Consider the following 17,650-nt stretch of genomic DNA (forward strand, 5'->3'; position numbering starts at 1 on the left):
GGCTGCCATGTTGAAAGTCAGTGTTTATCGCTACAACCCTGATCAGGACGCTGCGCCGTTCATGCAGGAATTCCAGGTCGATACCGGTGGTAAGGACCTGATGGTGCTGGACGTGCTGGCCCTGGTTAAAGAGCAGGACGAAGGTTTCTCCTATCGTCGCTCTTGCCGTGAGGGTGTCTGCGGCTCCGACGGCATGAACATCAACGGCAAGAACGGCCTGGCGTGCATCACGCCGCTGTCTTCCGTGGTGAAAGGCAACAAGTTGGTTGTTCGTCCGCTGCCAGGTTTGCCGGTTATCCGTGACCTGGTCGTCGATATGAGCATCTTCTACAAGCAATACGAGAAGGTTAAGCCATTCCTGCAGAACGACACGCCGGCTCCGGCCATCGAGCGTCTGCAGACTCCGGAAGAGCGCGAGAAGCTGGACGGTCTGTACGAGTGCATCCTGTGCGCTTGCTGCTCGACTTCCTGCCCGTCCTTCTGGTGGAACCCCGACAAGTTCCTGGGCCCAGCTGCCCTGCTGCAAGCGTACCGCTTCCTGGCAGACAGCCGTGACACCAAGACTGCCGAGCGTCTGGCTTCGCTGGATGACCCGTTCAGCGTATTCCGCTGCCGCGGGATCATGAACTGCGTCAACGTATGTCCCAAAGGCCTGAACCCGACTAAGGCCATTGGTCACGTACGTAGCATGCTGCTGCAAAGCGGCGTGTAACCGACGTTGTAGTAAAAGCAGGACCGTTGTGCCCGTAGATGCTACGGCGCAGGCTTCAACCGGCGCCGTAGTTTTAACTTGAGCAGCGACTTACAAAGACGCGGCTCTTATTTTGAAGAAATGAGACAAGCAGGGGCATTCGGGTTGGTACCCGAACTATCAGCGTGATCCTAAGTGGCTTGTTTTGGTCGCTGCACTTGGCCTTTTGCAAGCAAACTCGGTGTTTTCGCCGGTGGTGTCCCCAAATCGAGGGTGACCAAGCATGCAAGAAAGCGTGATGCAGCGCATGTGGAACAGCGGCTATCTTTCAGGTGGTAACGCTGCCTATGTGGAAGAGCTTTATGAGCTCTACCTGCACGACCCTAACGCTGTGCCAGAAGAATGGCGCACCAAATTTCAGACGTTGTCTTCAGACGGCAACGCTGCCACCGATGTATCGCACGCAACAATTCGCGATCAGTTCGTGCTGCTGGCAAAGAACCAGCGCCGCGCCCAGCCGGTTTCTGCCGCAAGCGTGAGCAGTGAGCACGAGAAGAAGCAAGTTGAAGTACTGCGACTGATCCAGGCCTACCGTATGCGTGGCCACCAGGCAGCCCAGCTTGACCCGCTGGGGCTGTGGCAGCGTCCTGCACCTGCAGACCTGTCGATCAATCATTACGGCTTGACCAATGCCGATCTTGATACGACCTTCCGTGCCGGCGACCTGTTCATCGGCAAAGAGGAAGCGAGCCTACGCGAAATTCACGAAGCGTTGCAGCAGACATATTGCCGCACCATCGGTGCCGAATTTACGCACATCACTGATTCCGAGCAGCGCCACTGGTTCCAGCACCGCCTTGAAGGCGTGCGTGGTCGCCCGGTGCTGTCTGCGGACGTAAAGAGCCACTTGCTCGAGCGCGTCACTGCAGCGGAAGGCCTGGAAAAATACCTGGGCACCAAATACCCGGGCACCAAGCGTTTCGGCCTGGAAGGCGGCGAAAGCCTGATCCCGATGCTCGACGAGCTGATCCAGCGTTCCGGTTCCTACGGCACCAAGGAAATCGTGATCGGCATGGCCCACCGTGGCCGCTTGAACGTGCTGGTCAACACCTTCGGCAAGAACCCGCGCGAGCTGTTCGACGAGTTCGAAGGCAAGAAGAAGGTCGAGCTGGGTTCCGGTGACGTTAAATATCACCAGGGCTTCTCGTCCAACGTAATGACCACCGGCGGTGAAGTTCACCTGGCCATGGCGTTCAACCCATCCCACCTGGAGATCGTTTCTCCAGTGGTCGAGGGGTCGGTACGTGCGCGCCAGGATCGTCGTAACGATTCCACCGGTGAGAAGGTCCTGCCGATTTCCATCCACGGTGACGCGGCGTTCGCCGGTCAGGGCGTGGTCCTGGAAACGTTCCAGATGTCGCAGACTCGCGGCTTCAAGACCGGCGGTACCGTTCACATCGTCATCAACAACCAGGTGGGCTTCACCATCAGCAACCCGCTGGACGCACGCTCTACCGAGTACGCGACCGACGTTGCCAAGATGATTCAGGCGCCGATCCTCCATGTGAATGGTGATGATCCGGAAGCCGTGTTGTTCGTGACCCAGTTGGCCATCGATTACCGCATGCAGTTCAAGCGTGACGTGGTCATCGACCTGGTCTGCTACCGTCGTCGCGGTCACAACGAAGCGGATGAGCCTAGCGGCACCCAACCGTTGATGTACCAGCAAATCACCAAGCAGCGCACCACCCGTGAGCTGTATGCCGATAGCCTGATCAAGGCCGGCGTGGTGGACGATGCACGTGTTCAGGCGAAGATCGATGAATACCGCAACGCGCTGGACAACGGCCTGCATGTCGTGAAAAGCCTGGTTAAAGAGCCGAACAAAGAGTTGTTCGTTGACTGGCGTCCGTACCTGGGCCACGCCTGGACGGCGCGTCACGACACCTCGTTCGATCTGAAGACCCTGCAGGAACTGTCGGCCAAGCTGCTGGAAATCCCAGACGGTTTCGTCGTACAGCGCCAGGTTGCGAAGATCTACGAAGACCGTCAGAAGATGCAAGCCGGCGGCCTGCCGATCAACTGGGGTTACGCTGAAACCATGGCGTACGCGACCCTGGCGTTCGAAGGTCACCCGATCCGCATGACCGGCCAGGACATCGGCCGCGGTACGTTCTCGCACCGTCACGCTGTGTTGCACAACCAGAAAGACGCGGGCACCTACATCCCGTTGCAGAACCTGTACGAAGGCCAGCCACGTTTCGACCTGTACGATTCGTTCCTGTCCGAAGAAGCCGTACTGGCGTTCGAATACGGTTACTCGACCACCACGCCTCAGGCGCTGGTGATCTGGGAAGCCCAGTTCGGCGACTTCGCCAACGGTGCCCAGGTGGTTATCGACCAGTTCATCACCAGCGGCGAGCACAAGTGGGGCCGTCTGTGCGGTCTGACCATGCTGCTGCCACACGGTTATGAAGGTCAGGGTCCGGAGCACTCCTCGGCCCGTCTGGAGCGTTACCTGCAATTGTGCGCCGAGCACAACATCCAGGTGTGCGTGCCGACTACCCCGGCCCAGATCTACCACTTGCTGCGTCGCCAGGTGATCCGCCCGCTGCGCAAGCCGCTGGTAGTGCTGACGCCGAAATCGCTGCTGCGTCATAAATTGGCCATCTCGACCCTGGAAGATCTGGCGGATGGTTCGTTCCAGACCGTTATTTCAGAAATCGACACCCTGGACGCGGCCAAGGTCACTCGCCTGATCCTGTGCAGCGGCAAGGTTTACTACGATTTGCTGGAAAAACGCCGTGCCGAAGGCCGCGAAGACATCGCCATCGTGCGGATCGAGCAGCTTTACCCGTTCCCGGAAGACGACCTGATGGAGGCCATCGCGCCTTACACCAACCTCACCAATGTGGTGTGGTGTCAGGAAGAACCGATGAACCAGGGCGCGTGGTACAGCAGCCAGCATCATCTGCGTCGCAGCATCGGCAATCACAAACAGGCACTGGGCCTGGAGTACGCCGGTCGTGATGCTTCTGCTGCACCTGCGTGTGGTTATGCGTCGATGCACGCCGAGCAGCAGGAAAAACTGCTGCAAGATGCTTTCACTGTTTAACGCCTTCGCGCTGACTGAAACCGAATTTTAAGGACCCACAGATAATGGCTATCGAAATCAAAGCCCCGTCATTCCCGGAATCGGTTGCCGATGGCACCGTTGCCACCTGGCACAAGAAACCAGGCGAGGCCGTCAAGCGTGACGACCTGATCGTCGACATCGAAACCGACAAGGTCGTGCTCGAAGTGTTGGCTGAAGCTGACGGCGTGCTGGGCGCAATCGTTGCCGAAGAAGGCGCTACCGTCCTGTCGAACCAGGTACTGGGCTCGATCGAAGAGGGCGGTGCTGCTGCCGCTGCTCCTGCTCCTGCCGCCGCTGCTGCACCGGCTGCTGCCGCAGCTCCAGCTGCTGCACCGGCTGCGGGTGGCGAAGATCCAATCGCTGCACCGGCTGCGCGTCAGCTGGCTGACGAAAACGGTATCAACCTGGCGTCCATCAAGGGCACCGGCAAAGATGGCCGTGTGACCAAGGAAGACGTGGTTGCCGCCGTTGAAGCCAAGAAAAACGCTCCAGCTGCTGCGCCTGCCAAGGCTGCCGCCCCGGCTGCCGCTGCTCCTGTGTTCGCCGCTGGCGACCGCACCGAGAAGCGCGTACCGATGACCCGCGTGCGTGCCACCGTGGCCAAGCGCCTGGTTGAAGCACAGTCGAACATGGCGATGCTGACCACGTTCAACGAAGTCGACATGACCGAAGTCATGGCCCTGCGTTCGAAGTACAAGGACCTGTTCGAGAAGTCCCACAACGGCGTACGCCTGGGCTTCATGTCGTTCTTCGTGAAAGCGGCCACCGAAGCGCTGAAACGCTTCCCGGCAGTCAACGCTTCCATCGACGGCGGCGACATCGTTTACCACGGTTATGCTGACGTCGGCGTTGCCGTCTCCAGCGACCGTGGCCTGGTGGTACCGGTTCTGCGTAACGCCGAGCTGATGAGCCTGGCTGAAATCGAAGGCGGCATCGCCAACTTCGGCAAGAAGGCCCGTGACGGCAAACTGACCATCGACGAGATGACCGGTGGTACCTTCACCATCACCAACGGTGGTACTTTCGGTTCGATGATGTCGACTCCGATCGTCAACCCGCCACAAGCTGCGATCCTGGGCATGCACAACATTCTGCAGCGTCCTATGGCGATCAACGGCCAAGTGGTTATCCGCCCGATGATGTACCTGGCGCTGTCGTACGATCACCGCCTGATCGATGGTAAAGAAGCCGTGACTTTCCTGGTGACCATCAAGAACCTGCTGGAAGACCCGGCTCGTCTGCTGCTGGATATCTGATAAAGCGGCGGTGCGCCGTACCACCCGGTCTGCCGCGAGGCAGGCCGGAGTGCGGCTCACGGCTTGAAGCTTTTAGCTAAAGAGGATTTTTTTTCATGTCGCAGAAATTTGACGTTGTAGTGATTGGCGCAGGCCCTGGCGGCTACGTTGCCGCCATCAAGGCCGCACAACTGGGCCTCTCGACTGCTTGCATCGAAAAATACACCGACAAGGAAGGCAAACTGGCGCTGGGCGGTACTTGCCTGAACGTTGGCTGCATTCCTTCCAAGGCGCTGCTGGACAGCTCCTGGAAATTCCACGAAGCGCAAGACGGTTTTGCCATCCACGGCATCAACCACGCTGGCGTGACCATGGACGTGCCAGCGATGGTCGGCCGCAAGGCCAACATCGTTAAAGGCCTGACTTCCGGCGTTGCTACCCTGTTCAAGGCCAACGGCGTTACTTCCCTGCAAGGCCACGGCAAACTGCTGGCCGGCAAGAAAGTTGAAATCACCAAGCCTGACGGTTCGACCGAAATCATCGAAGCCGAGAACGTGATCCTGGCTCCAGGTTCGCGTCCAATCGACATTCCACCGGCTCCGGTCGACCAGAACGTGATCGTTGATTCGACCGGCGCCCTGGAATTCCAAGCGGTTCCAAAACGTCTGGGCGTGATCGGCGCTGGCGTGATCGGCCTGGAACTGGGTTCGGTCTGGTCCCGCCTGGGTTCCGAAGTGACCGTGCTGGAAGCCCTGGACACGTTCCTGCTGGCTGCCGACACCGCAGTGTCCAAAGAAGCGCTGAAAACCCTGACCAAACAAGGTCTGGACATCAAGCTGGGCGCTCGTGTTACCGGTTCCAAGGTTAACGGCGAAGAAGTTGTCGTGACCTACACCGACAAGGATGGCGAACAGACCATCACTTTCGACAAGCTGATCGTAGCCGTTGGTCGCCGTCCGGTGACCACTGACCTGCTGGCTTCCGACAGCGGCGTGAACATCGACGAGCGTGGTTTCATCCACGTTGACGATCACTGCGCTACCACCGTGCCGGGCGTCTACGCCATTGGCGACGTGGTTCGCGGCATGATGCTGGCGCACAAGGCTTCCGAAGAAGGCATCATGGTTGTCGAGCGCATCAAGGGTCACAAGACCCAGATGAACTACGACCTGATCCCGTCTGTTATCTACACCCACCCGGAAATTGCATGGGTCGGCAAGAACGAACAGCAGTTGAAAGCTGAAGGCGTTGAAGTTAACGTCGGCACCTTCCCGTTTGCCGCTTCTGGCCGTGCCATGGCAGCCAACGACACCGGTGGTTTTGTCAAAGTCATCGCTGATGCCAAGACTGACCGCGTATTGGGCGTCCACGTGATCGGCCCAGGCGCAGCAGAACTGGTTCAGCAAGGCGCAATCGGTATGGAATTCGGCACCAGCGCCGAAGACATCGGCATGATGGTTTTCTCCCATCCGACCCTGTCCGAAGCGCTGCACGAAGCCGCGTTGGCAGTGAATGGCCATGCCATCCACATCGCCAACAAGAAGAAGCGCTAAGCGAGATAATAAGAAACCACGGCGGTTGCCCGTCGTGAGCCTTGTGCGCAAGACTCACCGCGGAATATCCGCTGGACGCAGTCTTGCGCAGTTTCACCACCCAGGGTTCAGGCCTTTGGTGGTTTGACTGTGCAAGCAGCAGTCACAGGTGGCGCGGCACTCAATAAAGAGCGCAGCGCCGAATGCGCAGTACCTAACGAAGACGGTAATAAGCATGAATCTTCACGAGTATCAGGGTAAGCAGCTGTTCGCTGAATACGGCCTGCCAGTATCCAAGGGTTACGCAGTAGACACCCCGGAAGCAGCAGCAGAAGCTTGCGACAAAATCGGCGGCACCGAGTGGGTTGTCAAAGCCCAGGTCCACGCTGGTGGTCGCGGTAAAGCGGGCGGCGTTAAGCTGGTTCGCAGCAAAGAAGACGCCAAAGCCTTCGCTCAGCAGTGGCTGGGCAAGCGTCTGGTGACTTACCAGACTGATGCCAATGGCCAGCCAGTCACCAAGATCCTGGTTGAATCGTGCACTGATATCGCTAAAGAGCTGTACCTGGGCGCTGTCGTTGACCGTTCGAGCCGTCGCATCGTGTTCATGGCCTCCACCGAAGGTGGCGTGGACATTGAGAAGATCGCTGAAGAAACCCCAGAAAAAATTCTGAAAGCCACTATCGATCCACTGGTTGGCGCTCAGCCATTCCAGGGTCGCGAGCTGGCATTCCAGTTGGGTCTGGAAGGCAAGCAAGTTGCCCAGTTTGCCAAGATCTTCGTAGGTCTGGCCAAACTGTTCCAGGATCACGATCTGGCCCTGCTGGAAGTGAACCCGCTGGTGATCAAGGCCGACGGCGATCTGCATTGCCTCGATGCCAAGATCAACATCGACGCCAACGCCATGTACCGTCAGCCTAAGCTGAAGACTTTCCACGATCCGTCGCAAGACGATCCGCGCGAAGCGCACGCTGCCAAGTTCGAACTGAACTACGTAGCCCTGGAAGGTAACATCGGTTGCATGGTCAACGGTGCTGGCCTGGCCATGGGTACCATGGACATCGTCAACCTGCATGGCGGCAAACCAGCCAACTTCCTCGACGTAGGCGGCGGTGCCACCAAAGAACGCGTTACCGAAGCGTTCAAGATCATCCTGTCCGACTCCAACGTCGCTGCAGTACTGGTCAACATCTTCGGCGGCATCGTTCGTTGCGACATGATTGCCGAAGGCATCATCGGTGCAGTGAAAGAAGTCGGCGTTAAAATCCCGGTTGTTGTGCGCCTTGAAGGTAACAACGCTGAACTGGGCGCTAAAGTACTGGCAGAAAGCGGTTTGAACATCATCGCTGCTACCAGCCTGACCGACGCTGCTCAACAAGTTGTCAAAGCTGCGGAGGGCAAATAATGAGCGTCCTGATCAATAAAGACACCAAGGTTATCTGCCAGGGTATTACCGGTTCCCAAGGTAGTTTCCACACCCAGCAAGCCATCGAATACGGCACCAAGATGGTGGGTGGCGTTACTCCTGGTAAAGGCGGTACCGAGCACCTGGGCCTGCCAGTGTTCAACACCGTGAAAGATGCTGTAGCTGCCACTGGCGCCACCGCCAGCGTGATCTACGTTCCAGCTCCTTTCTGCAAGGACTCCATCCTGGAAGCAGCATTCGGCGGCATCAAGCTGATCGTTTGCATCACCGAAGGCATTCCTACCCTGGACATGCTGGACGCTAAAGTTAAGTGCGACGAGCTGGGCGTAGTCCTGATCGGCCCTAACTGCCCAGGCGTGATCACTCCAGGCGAATGCAAGATCGGCATCATGCCAGGTCACATTCACTTGCCAGGTAAAGTCGGTATCGTTTCCCGTTCCGGCACCCTGACCTACGAAGCTGTCAAGCAGACTACTGACGCCGGTTTCGGTCAGTCGACTTGCGTCGGCATCGGCGGTGACCCGATCCCAGGCTCGAACTTCATCGACATCCTGAAGCTGTTCCAGGAAGACCCGAAGACCGAAGCGATCGTAATGATCGGTGAGATCGGCGGTTCGGCTGAAGAAGAAGCGGCTGCCTACATCAAGGCACACGTGACCAAGCCGGTTGTTTCCTACATCGCTGGTGTGACTGCCCCTGCTGGCAAGCGCATGGGCCATGCTGGCGCAATTATCTCTGGCGGCAAGGGTACTGCAGACGAGAAGTTTGCTGCCCTGGAAGACGCAGGCGTTAAAACCGTGCGTTCGCTGGCAGACATCGGCAAGGCTTTGTCCGAGCTGACCGGTTGGGCTGTCAAGTAAGCCTCGCGCTTAACTGACGCTTCACCCCACAAAGGCCACCTTCGGGTGGCCTTTGTGCATTCTGAAGGTTGGTGGAGATCAAAATGTGGGAGCGGGCTTGCTCGCGAAAGCGGTGTGTCAGTCAGCTCATGAGTGGCTGATACACCGCTTTCGCGAGCAAGCCCGCTCCCACATTCGATCGTATTTCAAAATTTAGATATAAAAACGCGACATAAAAATGTCGCTTATCGGACAGTTCGCCCCGCAACAGTGCGTTTGACCCGCAAATTCGTTAGGCTAGCCGCCTCTTTATGCGTACGCATCCCAAAAGGAAGCCTCGCGCCAGACCGGTCGGTCCCCATCCGGACCGGCAGTATTTCCCTCATCCATAGGGAAGCCCTCTCTAAATTCCGATTCAGTAGTGTGGTATTTCCTCAAATGAAAGTGTTGAAAAGCCAGGACATCCTGGCGTTGGGCTTTATGACTTTTGCCCTGTTCGTGGGCGCCGGCAACATCATCTTCCCGCCAATCGTCGGTTTACAGTCCGGGCCTCATGTCTGGATGGCAGCGCTGGGCTTCCTGATCACCGCGGTCGGTTTGCCGGTGATCACCGTTGTCGCCCTGGCCAAAGTCGGTGGTGGCATGGACGCGTTGAGCAGTCCGATCGGCAAGATTGCCGGTGGCTTGCTGGCAGCGGCGGCCTACCTGGCTGTCGGCCCATTGTTCGCCACCCCGCGAACCGCCACCGTTTCCTTTGAAGTGGGCCTGGCGCCGCTGACCGGTGAAAGCCCGCTGGCGCTGTTCCTCTACAGCTCGGTGTACTTCCTGTTGGTGTTCTTCATCTCCCTGTACCCGGGCCGTCTGCTGGATACGGTTGGTCGTTTCCTGGCACCGTTGAAGATCATCGCCCTGGCCGTATTGGGCATTGCTGCCTTTGCCTTGCCGGCCGGCGATGTGGGTGTTGCCACCCCTGAGTACGTGGCCGCACCGTTCTCCCAGGGCTTTATCAATGGTTACCTGACCATGGATACCCTCGGCGCGCTGGTATTCGGCATTGTGATCGTCAACGCGATCCGCTCCCGTGGCGTCGAGTCGCCGAAGCTGATCACCCGCTACGCGATCATCGCCGGGCTGATTGCCGGTGTGGGCCTGGCGCTGGTGTACATCAGCCTGTTCCGCCTCGGTTCGGGCAGCCACGAAGTGGCGGCCGGTGCCGCCAACGGCGCCGCCGTGCTGCACGCCTACGTCCAGCACACCTTCGGCTCCCTGGGCAGCGGCTTCCTCGCCGTGCTGATTTCCCTGGCGTGCCTGGTAACCGCGGTGGGCCTGACCTGCGCCTGCGCCGAGTACTTCAGCCGCGTACTGCCGCTGTCCTATAAGACCCTGGTGGTGATCCTGGCGGTATTCTCGCTGTTTGTGTCCAACCTGGGCCTGACCAAGCTGATCGCGTTCTCGATCCCGGTGCTGACAGCCATCTACCCGCCGTGCATCGTGCTGGTGGCCCTGAGCTTCTGTAAGGACTTCTGGCAGGAGCAGGGCCGGATCGTTGGCCCGGTGATGCTGGTGTCGTTCATCTTCGGTTGCATTGACGCGCTGAAGGGCGCGGGCCTGGCTGACTGGATGCCATCGCAACTGGCTCACCTGCCGCTGAGCGAGCAGGGCCTGGCGTGGCTGGTGCCTTCGGTGATGACGCTGGTGGTTGCGGTGGTGATTGACCGCCTGCTGGGCAAACGCAGTGAAGCGATGGCTTAAACGTTTAGCCACTAACTTGTGCCGAGGTTTAGTTCGAAGTTTCGAGCTGCCCGGCCGGGTTAAAAACACCGGACAAAGTAAAGCCCGCTATTAAGCGGGCTTTCTTTTGCAACATGACTTTTCACGTCACAGTGTTCAAGTCGTCAGACTCAAGAACCGGTTGCAGGTGTTGCTTCTTTCGCAGCAGCTTCGTTCGATTCAGCCTGAGCTTTGGCAGCATCGGCGTTTTCTTTCGCAGCGTCGTTCACTTTATCCTGTGCTTTCGCCATGTCTTTCTGAGCTTGCTCAGAGTGGGCTGCGGCGTCTTGGGCTTTGTCTTCGGATTTTTTGTCGCAGGCAGCGAGGCCGAGGGCAGCAGCCAGCATCATGGAAATAGCTAAAGTCTTGCGCATGGGGTGTTTCTCCTTATTGAAGATATCTACTGGCCTTTCGAGCCTATGCCCAACGCTTAGTTCCTTAAATCTCACAGATATATAAGGCTTTTCCCTAGGGAACTTTCAGCAAGGTTGTCTACTCCGCCGGCTCCACACTAATAAGAGTCTTTAACGAATGACCGAAAATCCTCTTTTATCCCGTGCCACGCGCTTTGTTTCAGCCTTGCGCCACTGCCAGGTGCTGGGCATCCAGGTGCACGCCGCCAGTGAGGACGGCATGACGCTGGTGCTGCCCTATGCTCCGCATATCGTCGGTGACCCGCAGACCGGCGTGATCCACGGCGGCGCCATCACATCCTTGATGGACACCGCCTGTGGCATGGCTACCTTGTGCGTACTGCCGGAGTTCGAGGTTTGCCCGACCCTGGACCTGCGCATCGACTACATGCACCCGGCCGAGCCCCATAAACCGGTATTCGGCTTTGCCCAGTGCTACCGGGTGACCACCGACGTGATCTTCACCCGCGGCTTCGCCTACCAGGACGATCCGCAGCAACCGATTGCCCACGTGGTGGGCACGTTCATGCGCATGGGCAAGCGCCTCAAGGGCAGCCAGGGCCTGGGCAATGCAATCAAGGGAGAACAGGCATGAAACATCAGTTCAAGACCCGTCTGCAGCAAGCCCACGAACGGGGCAACTATGAGGCGCTGCTCAACCTGATTCCCTACGCCAAGCTGATTGGCATCGAATGCACGCGGCTGGGGGATGAATTGCTGTTTCGCATGCCGGCCAACAAGGACAACATTGGTAACCCGATATTGCCGGCGATCCACGGCGGGGTGATCGCGGGCTTCATGGAGCTGTCCGCAGCCTTGCATTTGCTGGTATTCACCGGTGCGCCTGGCGTTCCCAAGATCATCGATTTCTCCCTGGATTACCTGCGCGCCGGCCAGTTTCGTGACACCTACGCCAAATGCCAGGTGTGGCGCCAGGGCCGGCGGGTGGCCAACGTGGCGATTACCGCGTGGCAAAGTACCCAGGCCGAACCGATTGCCACCGCCCGTGCGCATTTCAAGATTGAGGAACCTGCTCGCCCTTGAAATCCTGGTCTTAGCCCCCAACTTTGATGACAACCCGCCGCCAACCCTCAAGGGCGCGGCCACTGCCATCCAATTGGAGTTTGATGACCATGAGTGTGGAAACTCAAAAGGAAACCCTGGGCTTCCAGACCGAGGTGAAGCAACTGCTGCACCTCATGATCCATTCGCTGTATTCCAACAAGGAAATTTTCCTTCGCGAATTGATCTCGAACGCCTCTGACGCTGTCGACAAATTACGTTTCGAAGCCCTGTCCAAGCCTGAGTTGCTGGAAGGTGGCGCGGAACTGAAAATCCGTGTGAGCTTCGACAAGGACGCGAAAACCGTCACCCTCGAAGACAACGGTATCGGCATGAGCCGTGACGATGCGATCACCCACCTGGGGACCATCGCCAAATCCGGCACCGCTGATTTCATGAAGAACCTGTCGGGCGACCAGAAGAAAGATTCGCACCTGATCGGCCAGTTCGGCGTGGGCTTCTACTCGGCCTTCATCGTTGCCGACAAGGTTGAAGTATTCAGCCGCCGTGCCGGCCTTGCCGCCAGCGAAGGCGTGCACTGGTCTTCCAAGGGCGAGGGCGAATTTGAAATCGCCACTGTCGACAAGGCTGATCGTGGTACCCGCATCGTCCTGCACCTGAAGTCCGGTGAAGACGAGTTCGCCGATGGCTGGCGTCTGCGCAATATCATCAAGAAGTACTCCGACCACATCGCGTTGCCGATCGAGTTGCCGAAAGAACAAGCGGCGGCCGAAGGCGAAGAAGCCCCAGCCCAGGAATGGGAAGTGGTCAACCGCGCCAGCGCCCTGTGGACCCGTCCTCGTACCGAAGTCAAGGACGAGGAATACCAGGAGTTCTACAAGCACATTGCCCACGATTACGAAAACCCGCTGAGCTGGAGCCACAACAAGGTCGAAGGCAAGCTGGAATACAGCTCGCTGCTCTACGTACCGGCCCGTGCTCCGTTCGACCTGTACCAGCGTGAAGCGCCGAAAGGCCTGAAGCTGTATGTGCAGCGCGTATTCGTGATGGACCAGGCGGAATCGTTCCTGCCGTTGTACCTGCGCTTTATCAAGGGTGTGGTTGACTCCAACGACCTGTCGCTGAACGTGTCGCGGGAAATCCTGCAGAAAGACCCGATCATCGACTCGATGAAGTCGGCGCTGACCAAGCGTGTCCTCGACATGCTGGAAAAGCTGGCGAAAAACGAGCCTGAGCAATACAAGGGCTTCTGGAAAAACTTCGGCCAGGTCATGAAAGAAGGCCCGGCAGAAGATTTCGCCAACAAGGAAAAAATCGCCGGCCTGCTGCGTTTCGCATCGACCAACGGTGACGACGGCGAGCAGAACGTTTCCCTGGCTGAATACCTGGCTCGCGCCAAGGAAGGTCAGGACAAGATCTACTACCTGACCGGTGAAACCTACGCTCAGGTCAAGAACAGCCCGCACCTGGAAGTCTTCCGCAAGAAAGGCATCGAAGTGCTGCTGCTGACCGACCGCATCGACGAGTGGCTGATGAGCTACCTCAGCGACTTCGACGGCAAGAGCTTTGTTGACGTCGCCCGTGGCGACCTGGACCTGGGCAACCTGGATTCCGAAGAAGACAAGAAAGCCGCTGAAGAAGTGGCCAAGTCCAAAGAGGGTCTGGTTGAGCGAATCAAGACCGCCTTGGGCGATGCCGTCAGCGAAGTGCGGGTTTCCCACCGTCTGACCGATTCCCCGGCGATCCTGGCCATCGGCGAGCAGGACCTGGGCATGCAGATGCGTCAGATCCTGGAAGCCAGCGGTCAGAAGGTTCCGGATTCCAAGCCGATCTTCGAATTCAACCCGGCTCACCCGCTGATCGAGAAACTCGACGGCGAGCAGAGCGAAGAGCGGTTTGGCGACCTGTCGCACATCCTCTTCGACCAGGCAGCCCTGGCTGCCGGCGACAGCCTGAAAGACCCGGCCGCTTATGTGCGCCGACTGAACAAGCTGTTGGTTGAACTGTCGGTTTAACACCGTTGTAGAAAAACCCGCTTCGGCGGGTTTTTTCGTTCTGGAGCCTTTCACCTGGAGTAAATGATGAGCCAAATCACCGTGCGTTCCGTGGTCTATCAGATTGATGGCCAGTCTTATGAAAGCCGCCTGGCATTTGATGCCAGTCATAAGGGCCCGCTGCCAGGGTTGTTGATGGCGCCGAACTGGATGGGTGTCAGTGCCGGCGCTGAAGAGATCGCCAAGAGCGTGGCCAGCAAGGGCTACGTGGTGCTGCTTGCCGACCTGTACGGGCAAACCGTCCGCCCTTCGAACGGCGATGAAGCGGGTGCGGCGATGATGCCGTTGAAGAATGACCGGCCGCTGTTGAACAAGCGCATGCAGGTCGCGCTTGATCACCTGAAAACCCAGACTGAAGCGGCGGTGGATACCTCGAAGCTGGCGACCTTTGGTTTCTGCTTCGGTGGTTGCTGCTCCCTGGAGCTGGCACGTACCGGTGCACCGTTGAAAGCTGCCGTTTCGTTCCACGGCAGCCTCGACACGCCGAACCCGGCCGATGCAAAAAACATCAAGGGTTCCGTGCTGGTGTTGCACGGTGCTTCCGACCCGTTGGTGCCGAAGGAGCAACTGCCGGCGTTTGAAGACGAAATGAACGCCGCCGGTGTGGATTGGCAATTGCTGAGCTACGGCGGTGCGGTGCACTCGTTTACCGACCCGCACGCGAATGTGCCGGGCAAGATGATGTATGACGCGAAGACCGCTGCGCGGGCCTTCCAGTCGATGCATAACTTGCTGGATGAAGTGTTCAAGGGCTGATAGTTCGGTTGCCTGAGCTGGCCCCTTCGCGAGCAAGCCCGCTCCCACATTTTAACCGTGTACATCCTGAAGGAACGCGGTCGAAATGTGGGAGGGGGCTTGCTCGCGAAGGCTGTTTCACAGGCAATAAAGCGCTTAAGCCTTGCCTCCAGGCAACTCGATCCGCTCACTTTCCCCCGGCACTGTCGGCCAATCCCCAGCCGCCCAACGCTGCCGAGCCTGCTCGATCAACGCCGGATCACTCGCGACAAAATTCCAGCTAATCCGCCGTGGCCCATCCAGCGCCGCGCCGCCGAACACCACCAGGTGGCAATCAGTCTCGGCAAACAGCCCCATGCTTGCGCCTGCCGGCAACACCACCAGGCTATGCACCTCCAGCGCTTCGCCATCCAACTGCGCCTCACCCTCCAGCACATACACCGCCCGTTCTTCATGCTCATCCGGGATCAGCAGGGTGGTAGCCGTCTGCATCCGCACCTCGGCATACAAGGTGGGCGACAACACCGGCACCGGCGATTCGAGGCAAAAGCCATTGCCGGCAATCAGGCGAATCTGCACGCCGAGGTTATCGCTCACCGGCAAGCTGGCGGCCGGATGATGGCTGTAATGCCCAGGCCCTTGTTCATGTTCCTTGGGGGAGGCCAGCCACACTTGCAACCCGTGCAGGCTGAAACCACTGGCCTTCAACGCCTCGGGGCTGCGTTCAACGTGGGCAATGGCACTGCCGGCTGTCATCCAGCTGACGTCCCCGGCCTTGACCACCTGATCGGAGCCGAGGCTGTCCTTGTGCAGGAGTTCGCCTTCAAACAGGTAGGTCAGGGTAGAGAGGCCGATGTGCGGGTGTTGGCGAATGTTCATGCCGGTACCCGGGGCATAACGGGTTTGCAGCATATGGTCGAAAAACACGAAAGGCCCGACGCTGCGGCATTGCCTGGAGGGCAGTGGGCGCAGGATCGGTTGGCCTTCCACATCTTCGGCGCGCGGGCGAATCACGGTCACGGTGGTCATGGTGCTTCCCAGTCTGAGCGGGTCTGATGGTACTGAGCATAACCCGCTCGACGGGAGGTTGCCGCTACTGGCTGAAGGCGCCTTCGGAGAGCCGGGTCTCGATGGTGACTTCGGCCGTGGTCATCAGCTTGTGCACCGGGCAGCGATCCGCCACGCGGTGCAGCTCGTCGCGCTGCTCGTCGGTGAGTACGCCCTTGAGGGTCAGTTTGACGTTGAGCTTGTATTTGCCCTTTTGCTCTTCGGTGCTGTCATGGGTGACTTCCACGGTCACGCCGGTCAGCGGTATGTCTTTTTTCTGCGCATAGAGCTTGACGGTCAGGGCCTTGCAGGACGCCAGTGCGGCGTCGAAGTAATCGTGGGGGGAGGGCGCCGAATCGTCGCCGCCCAAGCTCTTCGGCAGGTCGGTAAACAGCTCGTGGTTATTGATATTGACGCTGTGGCGGAAGTTTTCGGCGTTCAGCGTGTTCACGGTAACAGGCATGGCAAACCTCACAGGGTGGCAGGAAGAAGCTCATGCAGTTATAGAGCATGCTGGCACGTTGGTGTTCCCCGTTGTTTACCGCTGAACCCGCAGGCGCGGTCCGAGGTCTACCGGCATTAGCCCTTGTTTGAGATACCCCCGTGCGCCGGACCCGCCTGAGTATTGCCCTGTTGCTGACCGCCGCAAGCCTTGCGGTGCAGGCTCGCGACTATGCCTACAGCGATGCACACCTGCATTACGTCGATTTCTTCCAGGAGTCGGCGGGCATGGATAAATTACTCAAGGCCATGGCCGATAATCGCATCGAGCATGTGATGATTTCCGGCATTCCGGTGGCCAAGAAATGGCATGAGGACGAACCCAAGCGGCCGCGCTATTACGCCGGGGACGACGCCGACGCCTATTGGTACAGCGCCACCGACGTGTTCGTCGCCGATGCGGTCAATAAACTGAGCCCGGAGCAACGTCAGCGCTTTCATCCGTTCCTCAGTGGTTTCAATCCCAACGATAAAAATGCCGCATCCCATATCCAGCGCATGCTCGACCTCAATCCTGGGCTCTGGCAAGGCATCGGCGAAGTCTTCACCCGTCACGATGACCTGACCGCGTTGACCTCCGGCGACACCCCAAGGGCCAACAATGAGGCGATGACCCGCATCTATCACCTGGCCGCGGAGAATGATCTGCCGGTGATGGTGCATTCCAACATCACCTCCAAGCGTGAGAAAAATCCGTTGTACCTGGCGGAAATGGAAGAGCCGCTGCGTAATCACCCGCACACCCGGTTTATCTGGGCCCATGCGGGCAGCAGCATGGAGATCCATCGGCACCAGACGCAGATGGATTTTTTGCTGCCGACCCTGGCGCGCATGCTGGAGGCTTACCCGAACCTGTACGTCGACCTGTCCTGGAGCGTGCTCACGCCTTACTTGCTGGATGAGGCGGGAAAGGCACGCCCTGAGTGGGTAAAGCTGGTGGAGCGCTTCCCGGACCGCTTCATGCTTGGCTCAGACGTGGTAGGACGCTTCAACAAGCTCGGTAAGGAAATGCGCAGCTTTGACCCGTTCCTCGATGCGTTGCCTGAGGATGTGGCCAGAAAGGTCGCACGGGACAATTTCCTGGCGATTCTGCCCAAGCCCAGGTGATGGGTTTAGCTGAATCGCTACAGCCGGGGCGGGGCGATCATAAGGCGTTTTGATATCGCGTTTTCGTCTTAGGCAAACGTCTCAACTCGCCGATACCTTTCAAGAGCCCGCTGCAGGTGGATGCAGCGCTTTTGGAAGGATTCC

Annotated in this window: 15 protein-coding genes; 12 read left to right on the forward strand and 3 right to left on the reverse strand. The window is 58.6% G+C overall.

Features of this window, described 5'->3' with window-relative positions:
• Positions 1 to 7: 7 nt before the first annotated feature.
• The 7 genes from AC3WKX_RS26590 to brnQ all read left to right on the forward strand — a co-directional run bounded on the left by AC3WKX_RS26590 (position 8) and on the right by brnQ (position 10,608).
• Positions 8 to 712 carry a succinate dehydrogenase iron-sulfur subunit gene (locus tag AC3WKX_RS26590; RefSeq protein ID WP_003210571.1) on the forward strand — a complete coding sequence of 235 codons (705 nt, stop codon included), beginning with the start codon at positions 8 to 10 and terminating at the stop codon, positions 710 to 712.
• Between the two features lie 262 nt (positions 713 to 974).
• Positions 975 to 3,806 (forward strand): 2-oxoglutarate dehydrogenase E1 component, encoded by a 2,832-nt coding sequence (locus AC3WKX_RS26595; protein WP_003210570.1) that lies wholly within the window; start codon positions 975 to 977, stop codon positions 3,804 to 3,806.
• 44 nt (positions 3,807 to 3,850) lie between these two features.
• Entirely contained in the window at positions 3,851 to 5,083 is a 1,233-nt protein-coding gene (gene odhB / locus AC3WKX_RS26600; RefSeq protein ID WP_008434003.1) for a 2-oxoglutarate dehydrogenase complex dihydrolipoyllysine-residue succinyltransferase, read from the forward strand.
• Between the two features lie 95 nt (positions 5,084 to 5,178).
• Entirely contained in the window at positions 5,179 to 6,615 is a 1,437-nt protein-coding gene (gene lpdA, locus AC3WKX_RS26605) for a dihydrolipoyl dehydrogenase (RefSeq protein WP_003210568.1), read from the forward strand.
• A gap of 214 nt (positions 6,616 to 6,829) precedes the next feature.
• Positions 6,830 to 7,996, forward strand: a complete 1,167-nt coding sequence (gene sucC / locus AC3WKX_RS26610) for an ADP-forming succinate--CoA ligase subunit beta (RefSeq protein ID WP_003210567.1) — start codon at positions 6,830 to 6,832, stop codon at positions 7,994 to 7,996.
• Positions 7,996 to 8,877, forward strand: coding sequence for a succinate--CoA ligase subunit alpha (sucD, locus tag AC3WKX_RS26615; protein WP_003210566.1), 882 nt, complete (start codon positions 7,996 to 7,998; stop codon positions 8,875 to 8,877). Before sucC ends, sucD begins: the two co-directional genes overlap by 1 nt.
• A 417-nt stretch (positions 8,878 to 9,294) precedes the next feature.
• Positions 9,295 to 10,608 carry a branched-chain amino acid transport system II carrier protein gene (brnQ, locus tag AC3WKX_RS26620; RefSeq protein ID WP_003210565.1) on the forward strand — a complete coding sequence of 438 codons (1,314 nt, stop codon included), beginning with the start codon at positions 9,295 to 9,297 and terminating at the stop codon, positions 10,606 to 10,608.
• Between the two features lie 149 nt (positions 10,609 to 10,757).
• On the opposite strand, the gene AC3WKX_RS26625 is transcribed toward brnQ, so the two are convergent.
• On the reverse strand, positions 10,758 to 11,000 hold the full coding sequence (locus tag AC3WKX_RS26625; RefSeq protein WP_003210564.1) for a hypothetical protein: 243 nt from the start codon (positions 10,998 to 11,000) through the stop codon (positions 10,758 to 10,760).
• A gap of 157 nt (positions 11,001 to 11,157) precedes the next feature.
• Here AC3WKX_RS26625 and AC3WKX_RS26630 point away from each other — a divergent pair, with 157 nt between their 5' ends.
• The 4 genes from AC3WKX_RS26630 to AC3WKX_RS26645 all read left to right on the forward strand — a co-directional run bounded on the left by AC3WKX_RS26630 (position 11,158) and on the right by AC3WKX_RS26645 (position 14,872).
• On the forward strand, positions 11,158 to 11,634 hold the full coding sequence (locus AC3WKX_RS26630; protein ID WP_003210563.1) for a PaaI family thioesterase: 477 nt from the start codon (positions 11,158 to 11,160) through the stop codon (positions 11,632 to 11,634).
• On the forward strand, positions 11,631 to 12,083 hold the full coding sequence (locus AC3WKX_RS26635; protein ID WP_102606230.1) for a PaaI family thioesterase: 453 nt from the start codon (positions 11,631 to 11,633) through the stop codon (positions 12,081 to 12,083). Before AC3WKX_RS26630 ends, AC3WKX_RS26635 begins: the two co-directional genes overlap by 4 nt.
• Positions 12,084 to 12,172: 89 nt before the next feature.
• The gene (gene htpG / locus AC3WKX_RS26640; protein ID WP_003210561.1) at positions 12,173 to 14,077 is read left to right on the forward strand and encodes a molecular chaperone HtpG; all 1,905 of its coding nucleotides are present in this window, start codon (positions 12,173 to 12,175) and stop codon (positions 14,075 to 14,077) included.
• A 66-nt stretch (positions 14,078 to 14,143) separates the two neighbouring features.
• Positions 14,144 to 14,872 (forward strand): dienelactone hydrolase family protein, encoded by a 729-nt coding sequence (locus AC3WKX_RS26645; RefSeq protein ID WP_008434010.1) that lies wholly within the window; start codon positions 14,144 to 14,146, stop codon positions 14,870 to 14,872.
• 135 nt (positions 14,873 to 15,007) lie between these two features.
• Here AC3WKX_RS26645 and AC3WKX_RS26650 read toward each other — a convergent pair whose 3' ends face one another.
• Entirely contained in the window at positions 15,008 to 15,880 is an 873-nt protein-coding gene (locus AC3WKX_RS26650) for a pirin family protein (protein ID WP_102606229.1), read from the reverse strand.
• Between the two features lie 64 nt (positions 15,881 to 15,944).
• Entirely contained in the window at positions 15,945 to 16,361 is a 417-nt protein-coding gene (locus tag AC3WKX_RS26655) for an OsmC family protein (RefSeq protein WP_003210558.1), read from the reverse strand.
• Positions 16,362 to 16,501: 140 nt separating this feature from the next.
• Between AC3WKX_RS26655 and AC3WKX_RS26660 the strand changes: the two genes are divergently transcribed.
• Positions 16,502 to 17,506 carry an amidohydrolase family protein gene (locus tag AC3WKX_RS26660; RefSeq protein WP_008434016.1) on the forward strand — a complete coding sequence of 335 codons (1,005 nt, stop codon included), beginning with the start codon at positions 16,502 to 16,504 and terminating at the stop codon, positions 17,504 to 17,506.
• Positions 17,507 to 17,650 lie beyond the last annotated feature (144 nt).

The organism is Pseudomonas sp. GP01-A4, assembly GCF_058780865.1.